This is a genomic window from Thiobacillus sp. (assembly GCA_024235835.1).
In the GTDB taxonomy this organism is placed as follows: domain Bacteria; phylum Pseudomonadota; class Gammaproteobacteria; order Burkholderiales; family Thiobacillaceae; genus PFJX01.
In genome coordinates, this window is the sequence record JACKLQ010000001.1 from 783,660 (window position 1) to 800,089 (window position 16,430).

At 66.3% G+C, this 16,430-nt stretch carries 17 protein-coding genes; 3 read left to right on the top strand and 14 right to left on the bottom strand.

Annotation, left to right across the window (positions count from 1 at the left end; genetic code table 11):
- Positions 1–52: 52 nt before the first annotated feature.
- Entirely contained in the window at positions 53–1,261 is a 1,209-nt protein-coding gene (locus tag H6935_03780) for an MFS transporter (protein ID MCP5277464.1), read from the bottom strand.
- A 120-nt stretch (positions 1,262–1,381) separates the two neighbouring features.
- On the opposite strand from H6935_03780, the gene H6935_03785 reads away from it, so the two are divergent.
- Complete coding sequence (locus H6935_03785) at positions 1,382–2,251, top strand: LysR family transcriptional regulator (GenBank protein MCP5277465.1); 870 nt, start codon at positions 1,382–1,384, stop codon at positions 2,249–2,251.
- Positions 2,252–2,266: 15 nt separating this feature from the next.
- Here H6935_03785 and H6935_03790 read toward each other — a convergent pair whose 3' ends face one another.
- The 7 genes from H6935_03790 to H6935_03820 all read right to left on the bottom strand — a co-directional run bounded on the left by H6935_03790 (position 2,267) and on the right by H6935_03820 (position 8,333).
- Entirely contained in the window at positions 2,267–3,019 is a 753-nt protein-coding gene (locus H6935_03790; protein MCP5277466.1) for a hypothetical protein, read from the bottom strand.
- Positions 3,020–3,022: 3 nt separating this feature from the next.
- Entirely contained in the window at positions 3,023–3,697 is a 675-nt protein-coding gene (locus tag H6935_03795; protein ID MCP5277467.1) for a hypothetical protein, read from the bottom strand.
- A 159-nt stretch (positions 3,698–3,856) separates the two neighbouring features.
- The gene (locus H6935_03800) at positions 3,857–4,324 is read right to left on the bottom strand and encodes a cytochrome c (protein ID MCP5277468.1); all 468 of its coding nucleotides are present in this window, start codon (positions 4,322–4,324) and stop codon (positions 3,857–3,859) included.
- Positions 4,325–4,355: 31 nt separating this feature from the next.
- Positions 4,356–5,360 carry a DUF1207 domain-containing protein gene (locus H6935_03805; protein ID MCP5277469.1) on the bottom strand — a complete coding sequence of 335 codons (1,005 nt, stop codon included), beginning with the start codon at positions 5,358–5,360 and terminating at the stop codon, positions 4,356–4,358.
- Positions 5,361–5,550: 190 nt separating this feature from the next.
- Positions 5,551–6,144: an EF-hand domain-containing protein gene (locus tag H6935_03810; protein MCP5277470.1), complete on the bottom strand. Its 594-nt coding sequence runs from the start codon at positions 6,142–6,144 to the stop codon at positions 5,551–5,553.
- Between the two features lie 56 nt (positions 6,145–6,200).
- Positions 6,201–7,610, bottom strand: a complete 1,410-nt coding sequence (locus H6935_03815; protein MCP5277471.1) for a HAMP domain-containing protein — start codon at positions 7,608–7,610, stop codon at positions 6,201–6,203.
- Between the two features lie 6 nt (positions 7,611–7,616).
- Positions 7,617–8,333: a response regulator gene (locus H6935_03820; protein ID MCP5277472.1), complete on the bottom strand. Its 717-nt coding sequence runs from the start codon at positions 8,331–8,333 to the stop codon at positions 7,617–7,619.
- 162 nt (positions 8,334–8,495) lie between these two features.
- Between H6935_03820 and H6935_03825 the strand changes: the two genes are divergently transcribed.
- Both H6935_03825 and H6935_03830 read left to right on the top strand, forming a co-directional pair.
- On the top strand, positions 8,496–8,807 hold the full coding sequence (locus H6935_03825; GenBank protein ID MCP5277473.1) for a hypothetical protein: 312 nt from the start codon (positions 8,496–8,498) through the stop codon (positions 8,805–8,807).
- Positions 8,808–8,845: 38 nt separating this feature from the next.
- Complete coding sequence (locus tag H6935_03830; GenBank protein MCP5277474.1) at positions 8,846–9,148, top strand: hypothetical protein; 303 nt, start codon at positions 8,846–8,848, stop codon at positions 9,146–9,148.
- A gap of 137 nt (positions 9,149–9,285) precedes the next feature.
- Here H6935_03830 and H6935_03835 read toward each other — a convergent pair whose 3' ends face one another.
- The 6 genes from H6935_03835 to H6935_03860 all read right to left on the bottom strand — a co-directional run bounded on the left by H6935_03835 (position 9,286) and on the right by H6935_03860 (position 16,428).
- Positions 9,286–11,661, bottom strand: coding sequence for a molybdopterin-dependent oxidoreductase (locus H6935_03835; GenBank protein MCP5277475.1), 2,376 nt, complete (start codon positions 11,659–11,661; stop codon positions 9,286–9,288).
- Entirely contained in the window at positions 11,636–12,574 is a 939-nt protein-coding gene (locus H6935_03840; protein ID MCP5277476.1) for a TauD/TfdA family dioxygenase, read from the bottom strand. The genes H6935_03835 and H6935_03840 overlap by 26 nt, the downstream gene beginning before the upstream one ends.
- Before the next feature lie 224 nt (positions 12,575–12,798).
- Positions 12,799–13,677: a Crp/Fnr family transcriptional regulator gene (locus H6935_03845; protein ID MCP5277477.1), complete on the bottom strand. Its 879-nt coding sequence runs from the start codon at positions 13,675–13,677 to the stop codon at positions 12,799–12,801.
- Between the two features lie 13 nt (positions 13,678–13,690).
- On the bottom strand, positions 13,691–14,272 hold the full coding sequence (locus H6935_03850) for a 4Fe-4S binding protein (GenBank protein ID MCP5277478.1): 582 nt from the start codon (positions 14,270–14,272) through the stop codon (positions 13,691–13,693).
- 15 nt (positions 14,273–14,287) lie between these two features.
- Positions 14,288–15,814 (bottom strand): 4Fe-4S binding protein, encoded by a 1,527-nt coding sequence (locus H6935_03855; GenBank protein ID MCP5277479.1) that lies wholly within the window; start codon positions 15,812–15,814, stop codon positions 14,288–14,290.
- Between the two features lie 23 nt (positions 15,815–15,837).
- Positions 15,838–16,428, bottom strand: a complete 591-nt coding sequence (locus tag H6935_03860; protein MCP5277480.1) for a hypothetical protein — start codon at positions 16,426–16,428, stop codon at positions 15,838–15,840.
- Positions 16,429–16,430: the final 2 nt, after the last annotated feature.

Sequence of the window (16,430 nt, forward strand, 5' to 3'; positions counted from 1 at the left end):
GCCAAAAGGGCGGCATCTTGACTCAACCAGGGTGGTCAAATTTGCACGCTGTTTACCCCGGTTGCCTGGTCAGATTTGCACGCTGATTAACAGTATAGCCACCCAAAAGATGCTTGCTGGCCGCCAGGGTGACCGTCATGGTGAAGCCGCAGGCCGCGCCCGCCGCCTTGGCCAGCCCGCTCACCGCGCCGACATGCCTGAAATAGGTCGGAATCAGCTTGATGACCGCGGCGGCGGACGCCCCTGACAGCAGGGCCAGCGCATAGACGGCGAACAACTGCACCGGCAACGAGACCTGTCCTATCAGAATGAACGCCAGCAGGCTCGTGGCCGCAAACATCCAGCCCAACAGCTTCAGGGTATCGATGCGGTCGGCCAGCCAGCCGCCCAGAGGCCGGGTGATGGCGACGCACACGACGAGTAGCGCGGTATAGACCATCGAGGCATCGGTACTGTCCACCCGCCATTGATCGACCAGATAGGTCGGCAGGGTGGCGGCGAAGAAGGTCAGGGTGCCGAAAGCCACCCAATACAAATAAGTCACCAGCCATACCAATTTGCCCGAGCGGTACACCGCCGCCACCTCGCGCAGCGACACGCCCTTGTGCTGCTTGTGCGGTGAATCGGCGGTGAAGAACCAATAGGCCAGCGCCATGAAAAACGTGGGAATGGCGAAGATCAGGAAGATCAATCGCCAGCCGGAGAAGGCACCGAAGCTGAATCTGGCCGGCAGCGGCGCATAGCCTTCCGGGCCGCCCAGCACATGGGTGATGAGATAGGCGACCGCCACCATGCCCAGGCTGATACCGATGTTGCCCAGGCCGAACAGCCCGAGTGCCGTGCCCTGCTTCGATTTGGGATACCACGACGAGACATGGGCATTGCCCACCACGAAACTCGCCCCGCCCAGACCGAGCATGAGGCCCAAAAGCAGGAAGGAGAGATAGCTTTCCGCGAACAGCCCGGAGAACAGTGGCAGGCACAGACTCAACAGCAGCAGCGTGAACACCGGACGGCCACCGTAGCGATCCGCCAGGATGCCCAGCGGAATGCTCACCACCGTGGCGAAAAAAGGCGGCATCGCGGCGAGGATAAGCGCCTGGGTGGGGCTGAAGTGATACCACTTGATGAGAAACGGGCCGAGGGCGGCAAACATCCCCCAGACAGCGAAGCCCAGCGAAAAGGCCAGGAAGGAAATCCACAGCACACGGGTATTGCCGGTGGGCTGGGGCAGGTGAAGATGGCTATCCGGATGCGTCATGGCCGTGACCCTGTATATGGCGGGGTTTCAGGCTAAGGGGCAGCATTCCATCAGACAAACGCTTTTATTTGGCTTTTAATATTCGTTTTCCCGATACATAACCCCTATGGACATCGCGCTATGGACATCGAATTCGCCCGGACCTTTCTCGCCGTGGCCGCCACCGGCAACTTCGTCGGCGCGGCGCAGCGCCTGCATGTCACCCAATCGACGGTGAGCGCGCGCATCCAGACCCTGGAAACCCAGCTCGGCGCGCAGTTGTTCCTGCGCGGGCGCGGCGGCGCGGAGCTCACCCCCGCCGGGCACCGCTTCCTGCGCCATGCCCATGCCCTGGTGCGCACCCTGGAACAGGCGCGCCACGAAGTGGGCCTGCCGGCCGGTTTCAAGGGCAGCCTCACCCTGCGCGGGCGCATCGCCTTGTGGGATGGCTTTCTGCCGCAGTGGGTCGCGCGCATGCGCACACATCATCCGGACATATCCCTGCATCTGGAAGTGGGCTTCGAGGAAGACACCCTGCAAGGCGTGGTGCAAGGCACGGTGGACATCGGCCTGCTGTACACCCCGGAAAACCGGCCGGGTCTGGGGATCGAGCGGCTGTTCGAGGAAAAACTGGTGCTGGTGGCGACCGACCCCGCCCGGCCCTGGCCCGATCCGGGTTACATCCACATGGATTGGGGCGCGGAATTCCACAGCCAGTTCGGCACCGCTTTTCCCGATCTGGCCGCCCCGGCCATCACCGCCAACATCGGCTGGCTGGTGATGCAGCAGATTCTTCATTGCGGTGGCAGCGGCTACTTCCCCTGGCGCATCACCCGCGATCTGGTTGAAGCGGGCGAGTTGTGGCTGCTGCAAGGGCAGCCGTCCTTCACCCTGCCGGCCTACATGGTGTATTCCCTGGAGCGGCGCAAGGAAATCCTGGCCGGTGCGCTGGAGGTGCTGCGCGACCTGGGGGGCGAGGAACGGACGGCGTCGGCGGTCGGGGGACCGTAGCGGCATAGACCCGGTTCACTGACCCTCGGCCGATCCACGGCTTGCCAGCGCGGCCCCGGGCGGCATGCGTCCATACACGAGACGATATGAAACCGGCCGCGCCCCGGAAACCTGGGCCACCGAGGCGATGACGAGTTGTCCTGTTTCGTCGATCTGGTAGCGCTGGGTCAGTTTCCCGCCGAGCACCGTGGACTCGACCACCAGGGTGCCGCCTTCCCAGCCCGCGATGCTCACCCGCTGCCGCAAGCCGCCCGAGGCGGAAACGCTGGCACCACGAAAATCGGTGTAGAGGCGCTGGTGCCGGTCGTTTTCGTCGGTGATCAGCAGCATCGGGTCCTGCTGGGTGATGTGGAGTTCCGCCAATGGCACCAGCAACGCAGCCAATTCGCCGGATGGCAGCCCGCCGCCATCCCTGCCTGCCGATGTGCCGCGCCCCTGGCGTTTGCCGCCCATGCCACCACCCCGGCCCATGCCGCGCCCGCCGCCGCTGGCTTGTCGCGCCGTCTGCGTGGACTTCCTGGCCTTTTCCAGCGGGTCGTCGCTGGCCTTGGCATCGAGCTTCCAGTGCCCGGAAAAATCCGGCCTGGCGTGGGATGGCCGCTCGGCGGGGACGGAGGCATGCACATCGGCTTCGGCAACGGCCGGACGCGCGGGGCTAACCGCGGGCGGCGGGCTGGCGCAGCCGAGCAAGGCCAGACCCATACCGATCACGACGGGAAAACGCAGTGCGGCCATCGCGTCTTGCCGGGGGAGCATCTTCATCCGCATCGTTTACTCCACTGCCGCACGGGGGCAATCCAAAGGCTGGACCAGCGCAGCCCCCAACGCGGCAAAAGCGTCCGCGCCGTAGTCTGGGCCTGGCGAATGGTTCGAGAGCCCGGCCCGGAACAGGGCGAAGGTGCTGGCCGCCTCCCTGAACAGGGTTTCCCGGTGAGTGGTGCACGGGTCGATGCCCAGCGCCAGGTTCTGGATCAGCCCGACCAGGCGCATCGCCTCGGACTGCGGTTCGATGTCGGACCTGACCAGGCCCTGTTGCCGAGCCTGGCCGATGAGCCTGGCGAGACGGCCGGCATAGTGGCCGATGAGCGCCTGGATACGCCGTCTCAGGCGTACATCGCCGTCCTGGCGCAACCAGGTCAACAAGCGTCTGGGAACCTCGGGATGCCACGCGATGAAGGCAATCTGCCGTTGGAAGGCGCGCTCCAGTTCCCGCAGCGGATCGTCGTGTTCCCCGCATCCGAGCGAACGCAGGCACCGGCCTCTTGCCCGGGCGATGAAGCGTTTGCGGCCACCGTGGCTGTCCATCTGCGACGGCGGCCAGCCATCACCGGCCCGGTCAATGGCCCTTGGCAGATTTTCCAGATCCGCGGACAGGTAGTCGCGGGTGGCGGCCCACCATGCCTGCAAATGCGCGTGGTCGAATCCTTTCCTGTCGTCCGTCTGCATGATGCGTCTCCTGTTTCATTCGCGGCGGCCATTCGCCGCAACCCATTCTGGACGGCATGGGTAACCGGCATCCCGCAACCCTGTAGCGGTGTGTATCGGTCCGTATTGGGCCGTACCTGCCCGCCACGGCAAACGCGAAACGGGCGGCTCAGGGGCGTTTCAGCGCGCCCCATAGAAGTGTTCGACGAAGGGCTTGCGGAATTCCTGGTGGCAGTCGTTGCAACGGCCCTGGAGGGTCTGGAGGGCGGCGGCGACCGCCTGACCGTCCTGCTTGCCGGCCGCCTGGCCCAGTGCCTGCGCGGCTTCGTGGGTCTTTTGGTCGTGGCGCTTGAAGCGGCGCATGTCCGTGCCGACGTAGGCCAGGATGCGCGCCTTCTCCATGAAGGGCGGCTGGGGATGGTCGGCGATGAGCGGCGCGGTTTCCTCGATCCGCGTCCAGTCCTCGCGGGCCAGGGCCTGGGTGATGGTCTCCATGTGCCGCCCGAGGTCCTGCATGATGCCGCGCAGGGCGAGCGGCTGGGTGGGCGGTTGGGTGGGCGGTTGGGTGGGCGGTTGGGTTGACTCGGCCTGCGCGCCCGGCACCGCCAGGATCGTCAGGATGGAAAGCGTGAAAAGGGATCGTTTCATGGTCTTGCTCTTTGGAGGTTGTAGAGAGTGCTTACAGGCCCAACTGGATGGCGATACCCCAGTAGCGCACATCCTGTGGATAGAACTGGCCGTAGGGTGACGGGCCGTCATAAAACTCCAGCAGCGCATTCCAGCGGCGTCCGGTTTCGGCAAGCGGCGCAAACTCCAGCCCTGCCTTGGCGCTGATCTGGGCCGCCCAGTCGTTCTGTTGCCACCGTTTCACATCCAGGCCGGCCACCCAGCGCGCGCCGCCCAGGCCACCCAGGCGGAACGCGGTTTCACGCCCGCGCCAGTCGAGGCCGGCATGCAGCAGATGCCGGCCGAGATCGGCGGGATCGCGGTCGAACAGGGTTTCACCGCCGCCATAGACGCGCAGATTGCCGAAGTCGCGGGCGATGATCGCTTCGATGGCTTCGAAGCTGAGATTCACCCGCTGCGGTTGGGCGCTCAGCAGGAATTCATCGCCCAGATGTGAACTCTGGTGATACAGGCGCACCCGCCCGGACCAGTCGTTCTGCCGCCAGGTCAGCGGCAGGCCGATGACATAGTCGGCATTCATGAGATCGGAGGACGGCGCTTCCAGATCGAACTGGGCGAATACCGCACCCGCGATGCCCAGTTGCCAGGCCAGCCCGGAACGGGTTTCGCGGCGCACCAGGCCGAAGTGCTCGCCAAACCCCACCGCGCCGAGCGTGGTTTCGCGCAGGGCGGAATCGACCTGAAGCGCGCTGACGAAGAAACGCGGCTCCTTGGGGTCGGCGCGCAGGGGCGCAAACAGTTCGTTTGCAGGCAGCGGCGTGGTGTGCACGGCCTCGGCGCCGCTCTCATCCCGCAGGCCACCGTCTGGCATCTGCTGCACCGCGGCCGGCCGCAACCCGCTCTCGCTCCGCGTCCGCAGGGTTTCGATTTCGGCGCGCAGGGTTGCCACTTCGGCGCGCAGCCGGATCACCTCTTCGTCGGCCGCCGGAATCTGCCCGCCTCCCCATGCCGTACCGGCGACCAGCAACCAGGGAAGGGCAATGGCCAGGCGGTTCATGGTGTCCTCGCTAGCAGCCTGTCGGACTTTGGGCTCCGATAGCGAAAATCGGCCCCGCCGAGATCAGTTTTCGACCATTTCGCTGGGGAATATCCAGAATATTGCCCAAGAAATGGGCGAAAAATGGGCCGGCGCGGTCGGTTTGCAGCCGGAGATTCCAAAGTCCGACAGGCTGCCAAGCATGCGTCGATCATGCGCTGACCGACAGGCCGATGCTGCCGGCCTGCCCCCCGTCCAGGCCGTAGGCCTGGGCCAGATTCATGATCTGTTTCATGACCTCGGCGGTGTTCTGGCTCGACTGCCTGTCGGCCTGGGTTTCCTCGCGGTTGACCTTGCTGTCGGCATCGGTCTGATCGAAGTTTTCGAGCAGGCGGGTCAGGGTGTCGGCGCGCTGGCTGTCGGAATTGCCGATGGCGGCCAGCTCGCCGTTCAGATCCGCTGCGGTCAGGCCGGCTCCGCCCCCACGCATGCGCATGCTGTTGAACTGGTCGTCCAGGGCCTCCGACAGTTTCCTGAGGCTGTCCGACATCTCCTGGCGGGTCACCTTGCCGTCGCTGTCGCCGTCCAGGGTGGCAAAGACCTCCTCGGCGCTGCCGCTGTTGGCTGTGGGAACCTGCTGGAATGCGGCCTGAAGATCGGCTTGCTCGATATATCCCTTGCCGCCGGTATCGAGTTTTGAAAACAGTGCTTCCGCCATCTTCGACGCATCCGGGCGCTGCATCCGCCCCATGCCCTGCATCATCATGGAGGAACTTCCTCCGATACCGCCGATTGCGCTGCTCATGATGTCTCCTTGGAAGTTTGTCCGAACCCTCGAACAACACCGCCATCATCACGGCGTCAGGTATCGCGGCCGTATCCCGATGTATCGCTTTGTTTCAGCCCGCTTTCGCCCTGCGCAGGCGGGGTGTGGATCGCCCGCCCGGCCGCCTGTCGGACGGGGCAGCCGACCCAGGCCGCAAGCCCGCCCTCGGGCCGGTTCTCCAGCCAGACCCGCCAGCCATTGGCCTGGGCGAGCTGGCGCACGATGGCCAGCCCCAGACCGGTGCCGCCGGTGGCGGCGCTGCGTGAGGATTCCACCCGGTGGAAGGGGCGGAATACCGCCTCCAACTGGTCTTCCGGGATGCCCGGCCCGCGGTCCAGCACGCCGATGCGGCACTCGCCTGCATCCGATTCGACCCTCAGTTCCACGGGGTTGCCGCCGGCATAGCGCTGGGCATTGGCCAGGAGATTGGCCAGCACGCGGCGCAGGGCCGCGGGCGGGGCGTCGATCCGGTTGGGCGGACAGTGCACATGAACCTCGCTGCCCGTCTCCCGCGCCCGCCCGGCCAGTTCCTCCAGCCACCCGGCCAGGTCGATCCGGGTGGCTTCTTCCCGGCCCAGGCCGCGCGCCAGGTTCAACAGATCGCCCACCAGGCGGTTCATCTCCTCGACATCCTGGTCCAGCCGCGCGATCCAGGCCGGATCGGGGCGGCGGGCCTGCATTTCCAGGGCGAGCCGCATGCGCGCCAGCGGTGTGCGCAGGTCGTGGGACAGGCCCGCCAGCAGGGTGGTGCGCGCATCCAGCAGATCGCGCACCTGGCTGGCGAGCGCGTTGAAACGGCGCGACAGGGCAGCGATCTCGCGGGGGCCGGATTCGGGCAGCAGATCGGGGGTTTCCCCCCGCCCCAGGCTGGCGGCGGCGGCATCGAGACGTTGCAGCGGGGCCACCGTGCGCCGCGCCAGCCACCCGGCCGCAAGCCCGGCCAGGATCAGCCCCACGGCCAGAATCGACACCCCGGCGGCGAGCGGCTGGGGGCCGATGCGGCCATGTGAAAAACCGACCCACAATACCCGCCCCCCGCTGGGCAGGCCGACCCAATGCCAGGTCTCGCCCGCCTGTTCCTTGCTCGCAAACGCGACAGCCGTCCTCGCGCGCCGGGCCAGTTCCGATTCCAGCAGGCGCAGATAGGGGCTGCCCTTGAGGGTCCGCGCGGTGATGACGGGCTCGGAAGCGGCGAGGCTGAGCCCATGCGCGGTTGCCAGTTCCCGCTCGAAGGCCGGCCGGGTGTCGGGCGGCAACTCGCTCCAGGTCTGCGCGGAAAGCACCATCAGGCCGGCCAGATCGCTGGCCGCGCGGCGGGCCAGGGGCAGCAGAAGAAAGAAAACCACGGCCAGCACGGCCAGCACCTCGAACAGCACGAACACCAGGGCGAGCCGGATCGCATTCTGCTGGCTGAGGCTCAATGCGGGCTTCGCGGCGGATTTCATGGCGGCTCAGGCCGCGGCACCGCGCGGGTTGAACAGATAGCCCTCGCCGCGCACGGTGCGGATGTAAACCGGGTTGGCGGGATCGGGTTCGAGTTTGCGCCGCAGGCGTGCCACCCGAATATCCACGGTGCGGTCGTTGGGATCCCAGTCGTAGCCCTTGAGCAGATCCATCAGGATGTCGCGGGTCAACACCCGGTTGGGGCGTTCGGCAAAGGCCTTGAGCAGATCGAATTCCGCGCCCGAGAGCCCCAGATCGCCATCGCCCTTGAGCAGGCGCCGCGCCGCCAGGTCCAGGTGATAGGGGCCGAAGCGGATCGCCTGCGCTGCCGCCGCGGCGGGCACGGTCCGGGCACGCCGCAACAGCGCCCGCAGCCGGGCGAGCAGTTCGCGCGGGCTGAAGGGCTTGGCCAGATAGTCGTCGGCCCCCATCTCCAGGCCCACCACCCGGTCGATCTCCTCGCCGCGGGCGGAAAGGATGAGAACGGGGATCGCCGCCGCCCCCGTTTGTGCCCGCAGCGAACGGGTGAGCGTCAGGCCGTCCTCGCCGGGCAACATCAGGTCCAGCACGATGGCATCCGGCCGGGCCTGTTCGATGGCGCGGCGCATGCCGGCCCCGTCGCCGGCCAGATCGACCACGAAGCCGGTGTCGGACAGATAGGCGGAGAGCAACGCCCGCAAGGCGGGGTCGTCATCCACCACCAGGATGCGTGAGAGTGAGTTCATGGCGGCAGTGTAATCGTGGCGGCGGCTGGCGGGCTGGTTTGGCCACGCACAGATACAAAGCGATACACGGCGCTACACGGTTGCCCATGTGTGGCTACAAAGCCTGCCCAGAATGCACCGTGTCGAAACCGAGGCGAACCTGCTCCCGAATTTGAAACCGCCATGAAAAGCGCGACCCTCCCCTTCCTGCTCGGCGTCCTGCTCGCCCCGGCGCTCGCCGCCGCGGCGGATGGCGCGGGCGAGGGGGCGGCGCGCCGGCTACTGGATCTCTCCCTGCCACGCGAAGCCCTGGCCGAAGTCTGGCCCCCGCCTTCCGCCGGAAATGCCATGCCGCTGCCCGACCTGGGCGGCTCGCGCATGGACCATGCCGGTGCGGCGCGGCAGGGCGGCGGCCTGCCCTACGGTGCCGGCTACGAAGCCCGGCAAAGTACGGGGGGCGGGGGATATGGCCGAGGCCGGGGACGGGGACGCTGAAGATCGACATCCCTCAAATCGATCGAAAGGAAAATCTCATGAACAAGACGGTTCTACTTACCCGGATTGCCCTGGTGGCGCTGACCACCCTGACCCTGTCCCTGGACGCCCAGGCCCGCGGCGGCCGAGGCGGGAGCGGTGGCGGGAGCGGTGGCGGCTCGTACCAGGGCTCCGGCGGTTATGGCCAAATGGGCGGCCAGGGCCAGCAACAAGGCGACATGACCCGCACCCGCACCCGCGATGCTTCACAGGAAGGCGGCGCGCAGCAGAATCGGCAGATGCGCCAGGAGCATCGGCAGACGGCCACGCCCACCACCGAGACCACTACGGTCACACCATGAGTGGCAGTCCCTCCTCGCGGGGAGAGGCCGTCGTTCAGCCGGCCGTGCCCTCTCCCGCCTGCGGGAGAGGGGCGGGCATGCAGCCGCCAACGCTCGCAGCCAACCCGGATTGCCCATTGGAGTTTCGATCCACTGTCTTATAAGGTGCGCCGCGCCCGTCTCACCTCGCAGGGAAACCGGCGCAGGCAGTTGGAGCCGGAGGCCGGGTCGAAACATTCGCCGTCGATGACCCGGTTGGCGTCCCCCGCATGATCGGCAAATTGCCACCAGCCGTATTGGGCGCAGACCACATCGGGGTCGAGATGCGTATCGAGACGAGCGCGGGCGCGCAGGGTGCCCATTCGAGTGACGATTTCAAACCAGTCGCCTTCCGTGATTCCCCGCGCCGCCGCCGTGGCGGGGTGCAATTCCGCCAGCGGTTCCGGCATCCGCCGCCGCAGGCCCGTGATGTGGCGCTGCTGGCTGTGGCAGTACTGCGGCCATTTGGCGGTGGTGAGGAGGAGCGGAAAATCCGGGTCTGGCGTTGATCCGTGAGTCGGTTCCACGGCCTCCGGCAAGGCATCCAAGCCCGCTTCCGTCAGTCGTGCGCTCAGGAATTCGAAGCGCCCGCTCGGGGTGGCGAAACCGGTTTGCTCGTATTTGCGGTAACGGGTTTGCCGGGGCAGGTCGAGGCCCCCGGGCGCTACGCGCAGGGCCTCCGGGGTCAGTCCTGCGGGGGCGAGGACGGCGGCGAGGGCGGCTTCCGGGTCGCCGCCGAAGAAGTCGTGGGCCACCCCCAGGCGGCGGGCGAGTTCGAACACGATCCAGGTATCGGCGCGGCTTTCCCCGCGCGGCGGGACGAAGGCGGGGCGCAACTGGACGCGGGCTTCCGCCGCCGCATCCACCTGAAAGCCGGCTTGCAGCCCTTCCCGTTCCCAGGCGGTGCAGACCGGCAGGAGCAGATCGGCGTGGCGGGCGGTGGGGGTTTCCACCTGCTCGGCCAGGGCAAAGAAATCCAGCTTCGCCAGGGCTTCGCCCTGGAGCCGGGTGTGGGGCTTGGAGGAGAGGAAATTGCCGCCGAAGGAGACGAAGGCGGTGATGGGGTAAGGCCGTTCCTCGACGATGGCGCGGAACAGGTCGCGGGAGGTGATCCAGCCCTTTTGCGGCGGGCCGTGGGGGCGCTCGGTGAGCCCCAGGGTGAGGCGGCGGGTGGCGGGTACGACCCGGTCGAAGGCCATCATGTCCGCGACCTGTGGTTTGGCGAACCAGACATTACCGCCGGGGGCATCCAGGTTGCCGGTCAAACCATACAAGGCGGCGATGGCGCGGCCCGTCTGGGTGGCGTTGGCCTGCTGGGCCGTGCCGGTCCAGGTGAAAAAGGAAACCGGGCCGTAGCCGGCGAGGAGGTCGGCGGCTTCGCTGACTTGCGCGGCGGGAATGCCGGTGAGGGCTGCCACCCGCTCCGGCGGATAGTCTCGGCAACGCTCACGCCAGAGGGCGAACAGCGGCCGGCAGACGAGGGGGCCGTGTCGGGTCGGCACACTGAATCGGCCTTCCAGGGCCAGCCGGGTTTCCGTGTTCGTATTGGGCGGACGTACCGGGCAGGCCACGGCCCGGCCTGCCGCTTCATCCCAGCTCAGGGGGCGGCTTGCATCGCCTCCTGCCTCCAGATCGGCCTGGGTCAACACCCGCCCATCGGCCTCGGCGACGAGAAACGGCGCATCACTCCAGCGCCGGACAAAATCCTGGTCGTAATGGCCGGATTCCAGCAGTTGATGGGCCAGCCCCAGAGCCAGGACGGCATCCGTGCCGGGCCGGGGGCGCAGCCAGAGATCGGCCCCGGCGGCCAGCCCCGCCCGGCGCGGGTCGATGACGATGAGCTTCGCCCCGCGTTTTTGCGCCGCCTTTATCCGCGTGGATTGCGCCAGCCAGGTGGTGGCGGGATTGAAGCCCCACAGCAGGATGCAGCCAGTGTGTTCGTAGTCCGGCATGCCGATGCCCGCGCCCCAGGTGTAGGCAGGGGCGAAATCCTTGTGCCAGTTGCAGTTTTCGGTGGCGAACACCAGGTTGGGGCTTTCCAGCACATGGGCGAGCCGGTGGATCCAGGCGAAGGCATCCGCCACCGCCGTGCCGCTCGGGGTGGCCACGCCGAAGGCCAGTGCCTGGGGGCCGTGGCGGGAAATGGCCTCCCTCGCCTTGGTGGCGACGAGATCGAGCGCCGCCTCCCAGGAAATGCGCTCCCAGCCCGGATCGGCCTCCCCCTTGGGCCGGGTGCGGCGCAGCGGGTACAGCAGGCGCTCCGGCGCATGGACCGATTCCGGCGCGGTTTTCGCCTTGATGCACAGGGCCTGGCCGGTGGGGTGGTCCGGGTCGGGATCGATACGGGTGAGCACACCATCCTCGATGAGCCCGACGCAGCCGCAGCGAGAGATGCACAGGGCGCAGTAGCCGCGGCGCAGTTCGATGCCCATCTTGGGCGCTGCTCGATGTCGCTCGCTTGCATCCGCGCTACAGCGCGTACACCTCCGCCACATCCGTGCCTGCGAGGCGGTCGAAATAACGGGCGCGGTAGTAGTGGCGTTTGTGGGTGGCGTCGTCGGTGAAGGCGGCGCGGTCGTGCAGCACGTTGTTGCTGACCAGGCCCATGCCGGATTCAAGGCGGCCCCGGTACACATAGGATGAGTTGCCGGTGAGCAGGTCATGCAGATAGGCCAGCGCTTCGCGGGCTACCGGGTCTTCCGTCCAGATCACGTTGTGGGCACGGGCGGTGTAGCGCATGTGCAGGTTGCCGGCCGGGGTCAGACTGAACACCGGGCCGGGTTCTTCCCGGCGGCCCACCGTGCCGCCTTCGTCGATGCGCGCAGGAATGGTCATCACGTCCGGGGCCATGAGGGCGCGGATGTAATCCGGGTTTTTGTCGCGCAGCATCAGGTAGGCGATTTCATGATCCATCAGCGCGTTTTCGCCGCCGGTGGCGGCCTGCTGCACCACATGCAGGTTAAGGCCGTGAATCTGTTTGTCGGCGGTGTTGTAGTAGCCGTCGGTGTGCCAGTGAATGGCGCGGTTGGTGTAGGGGATGTAGTGCTGGCGGATACCTTCTTCGCGCACGGTCAGCGAGGTCAGGCCCGTCTCGTCGGCCAGCCAGTTTTTGTTGATGTCCTGCAGGCCAAAGCGGCGCGCGAGCGAGAGGGGAATTTCCGGGTCGGGGTCGGCCCCGGTCTTGCCGACGTACACCACCATGTTGGCCTTGCGGCAGCGCGCCAGCATGGCGGCGTGTTCGGCTTCGGCGAGGCGGCGTGGGTCGTTGATTTCCACCACCAGGTCACCCAGGTTTTGCGGGTAATCCTTGAGCTTGGCGTCGCGCCAGCGTTGGTAAAGGGCATCAGCATCGAGATCAAAGGGGCTGAATGGGGTGGCTTGGGCCTGGGGGCGAACGGCGAGGGACATGAAGCGCTCCTGAAAACGAAGGGAGGCAATAAACGGGGTCAATCAACCTGGCAAAGCCGCCAGGAGCCTGTCGGACTTTGGAATCTCCGGCTGCAAAGCGACCGCGCCGGCTATCCCCGGCACGGGCAGTTCAAGAACTTGTCATTTTCAGCCCGGAACCCACCCCAAACACTCCTCCAGAATAGGTAGCCGCACCCTCCCGGCGGGGTAGCCGGCGGCAACGCTCAAAAACCGTCTCGGGCCGGAAATTCCGGCAATAAAGCACGTACGTTGTCGAAATGCAGAAAGTGATAGCCGCTGGCATTCACGGTCAGCCAGCCTTGCCGTTTCCACTTGGCCAATACCCGATTTACGGTTTCCATGCGTGAATCGACGATCTCGCCGATCTGTTCCAGGGTCAGGTAAACCGGCAGGCAGGCCTTGCCTTCACCCACTTCAATGCCGTAGCGATCCACCAGCATCACCATCAGGGCCGCCACGCGTTCGGAAATGGAACCTGCCCCGACGATTTCGATCTTGTGCACCAGCGCCTCGGTAAAGCGGCTGATTTCAGCCATGAGCGCTACGGACAGGCGCGGCTGTTTTTCGGCGCATTGCAGGAGCGTGAGCGGATCAAGCTGAATCACCGCCATGCCATCGCTCATGGCCCAGGCATCGGTGGGGTATTTCATGCCAGCCCAGATGGCATAAATGCCCATCGAATCACCGGGGCCATACAGGCCAAAAGTCCGACTGTCACCGCCACGTGTGCGGCGTGCGGTCTTGGCCAGCCCCTGTTCGATGAACACCACACGCTCATTGGGTTCGCCCTGATTCCAGAGCCGATCTCCCGCGCGATACACCTGAATGCTGGCCGACTTGGCGAGCTTCTTAAGAATCGCATCCGGCAAGGGTTCGAACATCTCGAAGCGGCGCAAGCGTTCAATCATCTCTGCCTCACTCAGACGCTCGGCCACAGCAGGTGCCAAGCTGCTGCGCCGTGGAATACGGGTGCGTGGCAGATTGACGATAAAGCGCCAGGCATCTTCCGTAGCCGGGCTCTGCTCTGGCGCTTCGGCAGGCTGCGCGGACGGAGGTTTGGCGGGTTTTTTCGGGTTGTTCACGGCGATTTTCTTGTCAGGCAACGTCGGCTGTGCGTGCCAGGGCTTCGACCTTGATGGCCGAAGGCTGCACGATGCAGGCCGCGCGGCAGAGGGCGCAGCCCACACAGTGCAAGGGGTCGATGCGCGGGCGGCACAGATCCCACACGAGTGCGCCGGGAACGGGACAACTGCCCTCGCAGGCCCCGCACTCCGGGCCTTGGTGGGGCAGACAAGCCTCTGTATCAATATGGACCCGGGCAAAAGGCCGCAGCCCCGCCTCGGCATCTTCGGCGGCCTTTCTCAGGGCGCCCGGTTCGCAGGCGGCGACGCACGGCCACCCGTCGCACAGATGGCAGCCCTTGTGGAGCAGGTTCAACGCTGGCGTGCCGGCCACGGTGATACCGAGCCGGACCGCCAGTGGAAAGATCACCTCGTGGGGGCAGGCCTCCATGCAGGCACCGCAGCGCGTGCAGGCCAGCAGGAACTCCAGCTCGTCCCGGGCGTAGGGCGGGCGAATCCAGTGGGCGGCCTGCTGGTTGGCCTTGGCATCGCACAGCTTGACGACTTTTTCGCCCGTATTGCGAAAGGCCTGGAGGAAGAACGCTCGACGATCCATCCGTTTTCACCCAATTTACAAGCGCATCACCATCGGCTGCATCAGCAACCAGAGGTTGAAGCCGGTGATGCCGGCGGCGAACAGCAGCATCGGAAGGAGCCGCCAGACCTGCCCTGCCCGATCCGCTTCGAGCACCGCCGCGCCGCGTCGGCGCACGATGCGCACGGCGACGAGAAAACCCAGCACCAGCAGGCCGGCCTGCATGGCAAAGAGCGTGTCCTGCCAGAGCAGCAGGTTCATGTGCCGCACCTGTTTTTCCGCCATGCTGAAGGGCAGTGCCCCCGTGCCCAGCGGGTTGTGCAATACCTGGGTGACCCCCGCACTTTCCCGCACCAGATGATTGAGGTTGTGCGCCATGTGGTAGGCGATTGCGAGGGGGAGTGCCGCGAAAGCGAAAGTGGTCAGAAACCGTTTGAACGGCAGGCGGCTGCGGGTCAGGCGGCGGGTGGCCGCTGCCGTGAGGGCATAGGCCCCGGCCACGGCGGCAAGACAGGCCACAAGCCCAAGGCTGAAGCTCCACAGCAGGCGGCCGCTGTCGCCGATGGCGCGGGCCAGGGTGCGCATCCAGTCTTCCCAGAAGGTCATCATGGACAGCCCATGCAAGGCGGTGAGCGCCAGCAGGGCGAGCATGAAGACCGCCTCGTCCCAATGCGGGCGCGCGCCCTGTTCGGCTTCGATGCCGGGGGAACGCAAACGCCAGGCCACGTTGCCGTGCGGGCAGCTTTGAGCGCAGTTGCCGCAGGACGTGCAGTAGGTGTTTTGTGTGAGCCGCCCCATCACCAGACCGGTGGGGCACGGTTCCACCGCTGCGTTGCCGTGGTGGCAATCCAGGGTCTTGCAGCGGGCGCAAAGGTCGGTGTCGACGGGGCGCAGTTCCACCGCCGCCAGTTGCGCATAGGCCCCCACGGTGCGGCCTACCGGGCAGAAATAGTGGCAAAACGCGCGGCGCCGAAAAATCGCCAGGGAGGCCGTGGCCAGCACCACGATGAGAAGCGCGAGCAAGGCCGTGGCATAGGGGTCGAGGGTGATGCCTAAGCCAAGTTCGAGCCAGGTCAGACCGACGAGCAGCCCCAGGGCCGGCCACACGCAGCGCAGCCCGCGCGGCACCACGAGATTGAGTGAATTGTTGAGTTCGGCGCGGCCCCAGATTTTTCGTCGCACCAGCCACTGCGCCAGGGCATCCCAGGGGCAGACCGCGCACCAGGCCGAGCCGAGGAAGAAGATCGAAAACACCAGCCCGGCCCACCACAGGTTCCAGGTCAGCACGGTGGCAAGATTTCTCTCGGGGATGGGCGAGCCGAACAAACCGGCGGCAATCACCAGCAGAAACAGCGAAACCGTCACGAGTTTCAAGGCAAGGAGGAGGCCGGGGCCAAGGGTAGGGAAGCTGGCCTTGACGCCGTGACCGATCAGCGGCAGGGCAGGTCTGCCCATGCCGGTTGCGGCGAGCGGTGCGCGCACCGCCCAGACCAGGGTCAGCAGCATGAGGGCGAGGATGGCGAGCGCCCAGGTTTCCGGTAGCCCCGGATGGGTCATCATCAGGGTGCCGTTCGCGCTGCAATAGATCATGCGTCGGCCCGCCTACGCTCCGCGCGCGGCAGGCGCTTCTTCTGTATCAGGTTGACGCCGATCAGCAGGGCGGCAATCACCCCCACGGCGATGCCGAGGGGGCCGACCGACCGAGGCTCGCCGATGCGCAGGGGAAAGTCGATCAGGTAGGGCTCGCCGCCGGATTCGAATTCCGCGGTGATGATGTAGTCGCCCGCTTCCTTGAAGATGAAGCCCTGGCGGTAGGTGTAGTCCTGGGAACGCTGCACGCCCAGGGCTTCCTTGCGGCTGGGAAACCAGGCGTCCAGCCAGGCGTCGTCGCGCACACTGAAGGTGATTTCCCCGGCGAAGGGCGTGCCGTCGTCGAGCCTCGTGGCATAGACGCTGACGCGGCCCGCTTCGTTGGGCTTGGGGAAGGCGGGAAAGGCCATGTAACTCACGAAATACGCGCCGATCTGCGTTTCCACCTGCATGCTGGGCGGGGTGTTGGAATCTTCGTTGAGGCTGTAGGTGGGGCGGCCCAGCACATGGTGCGCGCCGGCGTATTGACAGGGCAGCAGCGCGAGGAGGACGCTGAAAATCGGAACGATGAAAAGCAGCCGCTTCATAG

Excerpts from the sequence above, each read along its gene's own strand:
- H6935_03780 (MCP5277464.1), bottom strand. The coding sequence starts at position 1,261 with ATGACGCATCCGGATAGCCATCTTCACCTGCCCCAGCCCACCGGCAAT.
- H6935_03785 (MCP5277465.1), top strand. The coding sequence starts at position 1,382 with ATGGACATCGAATTCGCCCGGACCTTTCTCGCCGTGGCCGCCACCGGC.
- H6935_03790 (MCP5277466.1), bottom strand. The coding sequence starts at position 3,019 with ATGCGGATGAAGATGCTCCCCCGGCAAGACGCGATGGCCGCACTGCGT.
- H6935_03795 (MCP5277467.1), bottom strand. The coding sequence starts at position 3,697 with ATGCAGACGGACGACAGGAAAGGATTCGACCACGCGCATTTGCAGGCA.
- H6935_03800 (MCP5277468.1), bottom strand. The coding sequence starts at position 4,324 with ATGAAACGATCCCTTTTCACGCTTTCCATCCTGACGATCCTGGCGGTG.
- H6935_03805 (MCP5277469.1), bottom strand. The coding sequence starts at position 5,360 with ATGAACCGCCTGGCCATTGCCCTTCCCTGGTTGCTGGTCGCCGGTACG.
- H6935_03810 (MCP5277470.1), bottom strand. The coding sequence starts at position 6,144 with ATGAGCAGCGCAATCGGCGGTATCGGAGGAAGTTCCTCCATGATGATG.
- H6935_03815 (MCP5277471.1), bottom strand. The coding sequence starts at position 7,610 with ATGAAATCCGCCGCGAAGCCCGCATTGAGCCTCAGCCAGCAGAATGCG.
- H6935_03820 (MCP5277472.1), bottom strand. The coding sequence starts at position 8,333 with ATGAACTCACTCTCACGCATCCTGGTGGTGGATGACGACCCCGCCTTG.
- H6935_03825 (MCP5277473.1), top strand. The coding sequence starts at position 8,496 with ATGAAAAGCGCGACCCTCCCCTTCCTGCTCGGCGTCCTGCTCGCCCCG.
- H6935_03830 (MCP5277474.1), top strand. The coding sequence starts at position 8,846 with ATGAACAAGACGGTTCTACTTACCCGGATTGCCCTGGTGGCGCTGACC.
- H6935_03835 (MCP5277475.1), bottom strand. The coding sequence starts at position 11,661 with ATGTGGCGGAGGTGTACGCGCTGTAGCGCGGATGCAAGCGAGCGACAT.
- H6935_03840 (MCP5277476.1), bottom strand. The coding sequence starts at position 12,574 with ATGTCCCTCGCCGTTCGCCCCCAGGCCCAAGCCACCCCATTCAGCCCC.
- H6935_03850 (MCP5277478.1), bottom strand. The coding sequence starts at position 14,272 with ATGGATCGTCGAGCGTTCTTCCTCCAGGCCTTTCGCAATACGGGCGAA.
- H6935_03860 (MCP5277480.1), bottom strand. The coding sequence starts at position 16,428 with ATGAAGCGGCTGCTTTTCATCGTTCCGATTTTCAGCGTCCTCCTCGCG.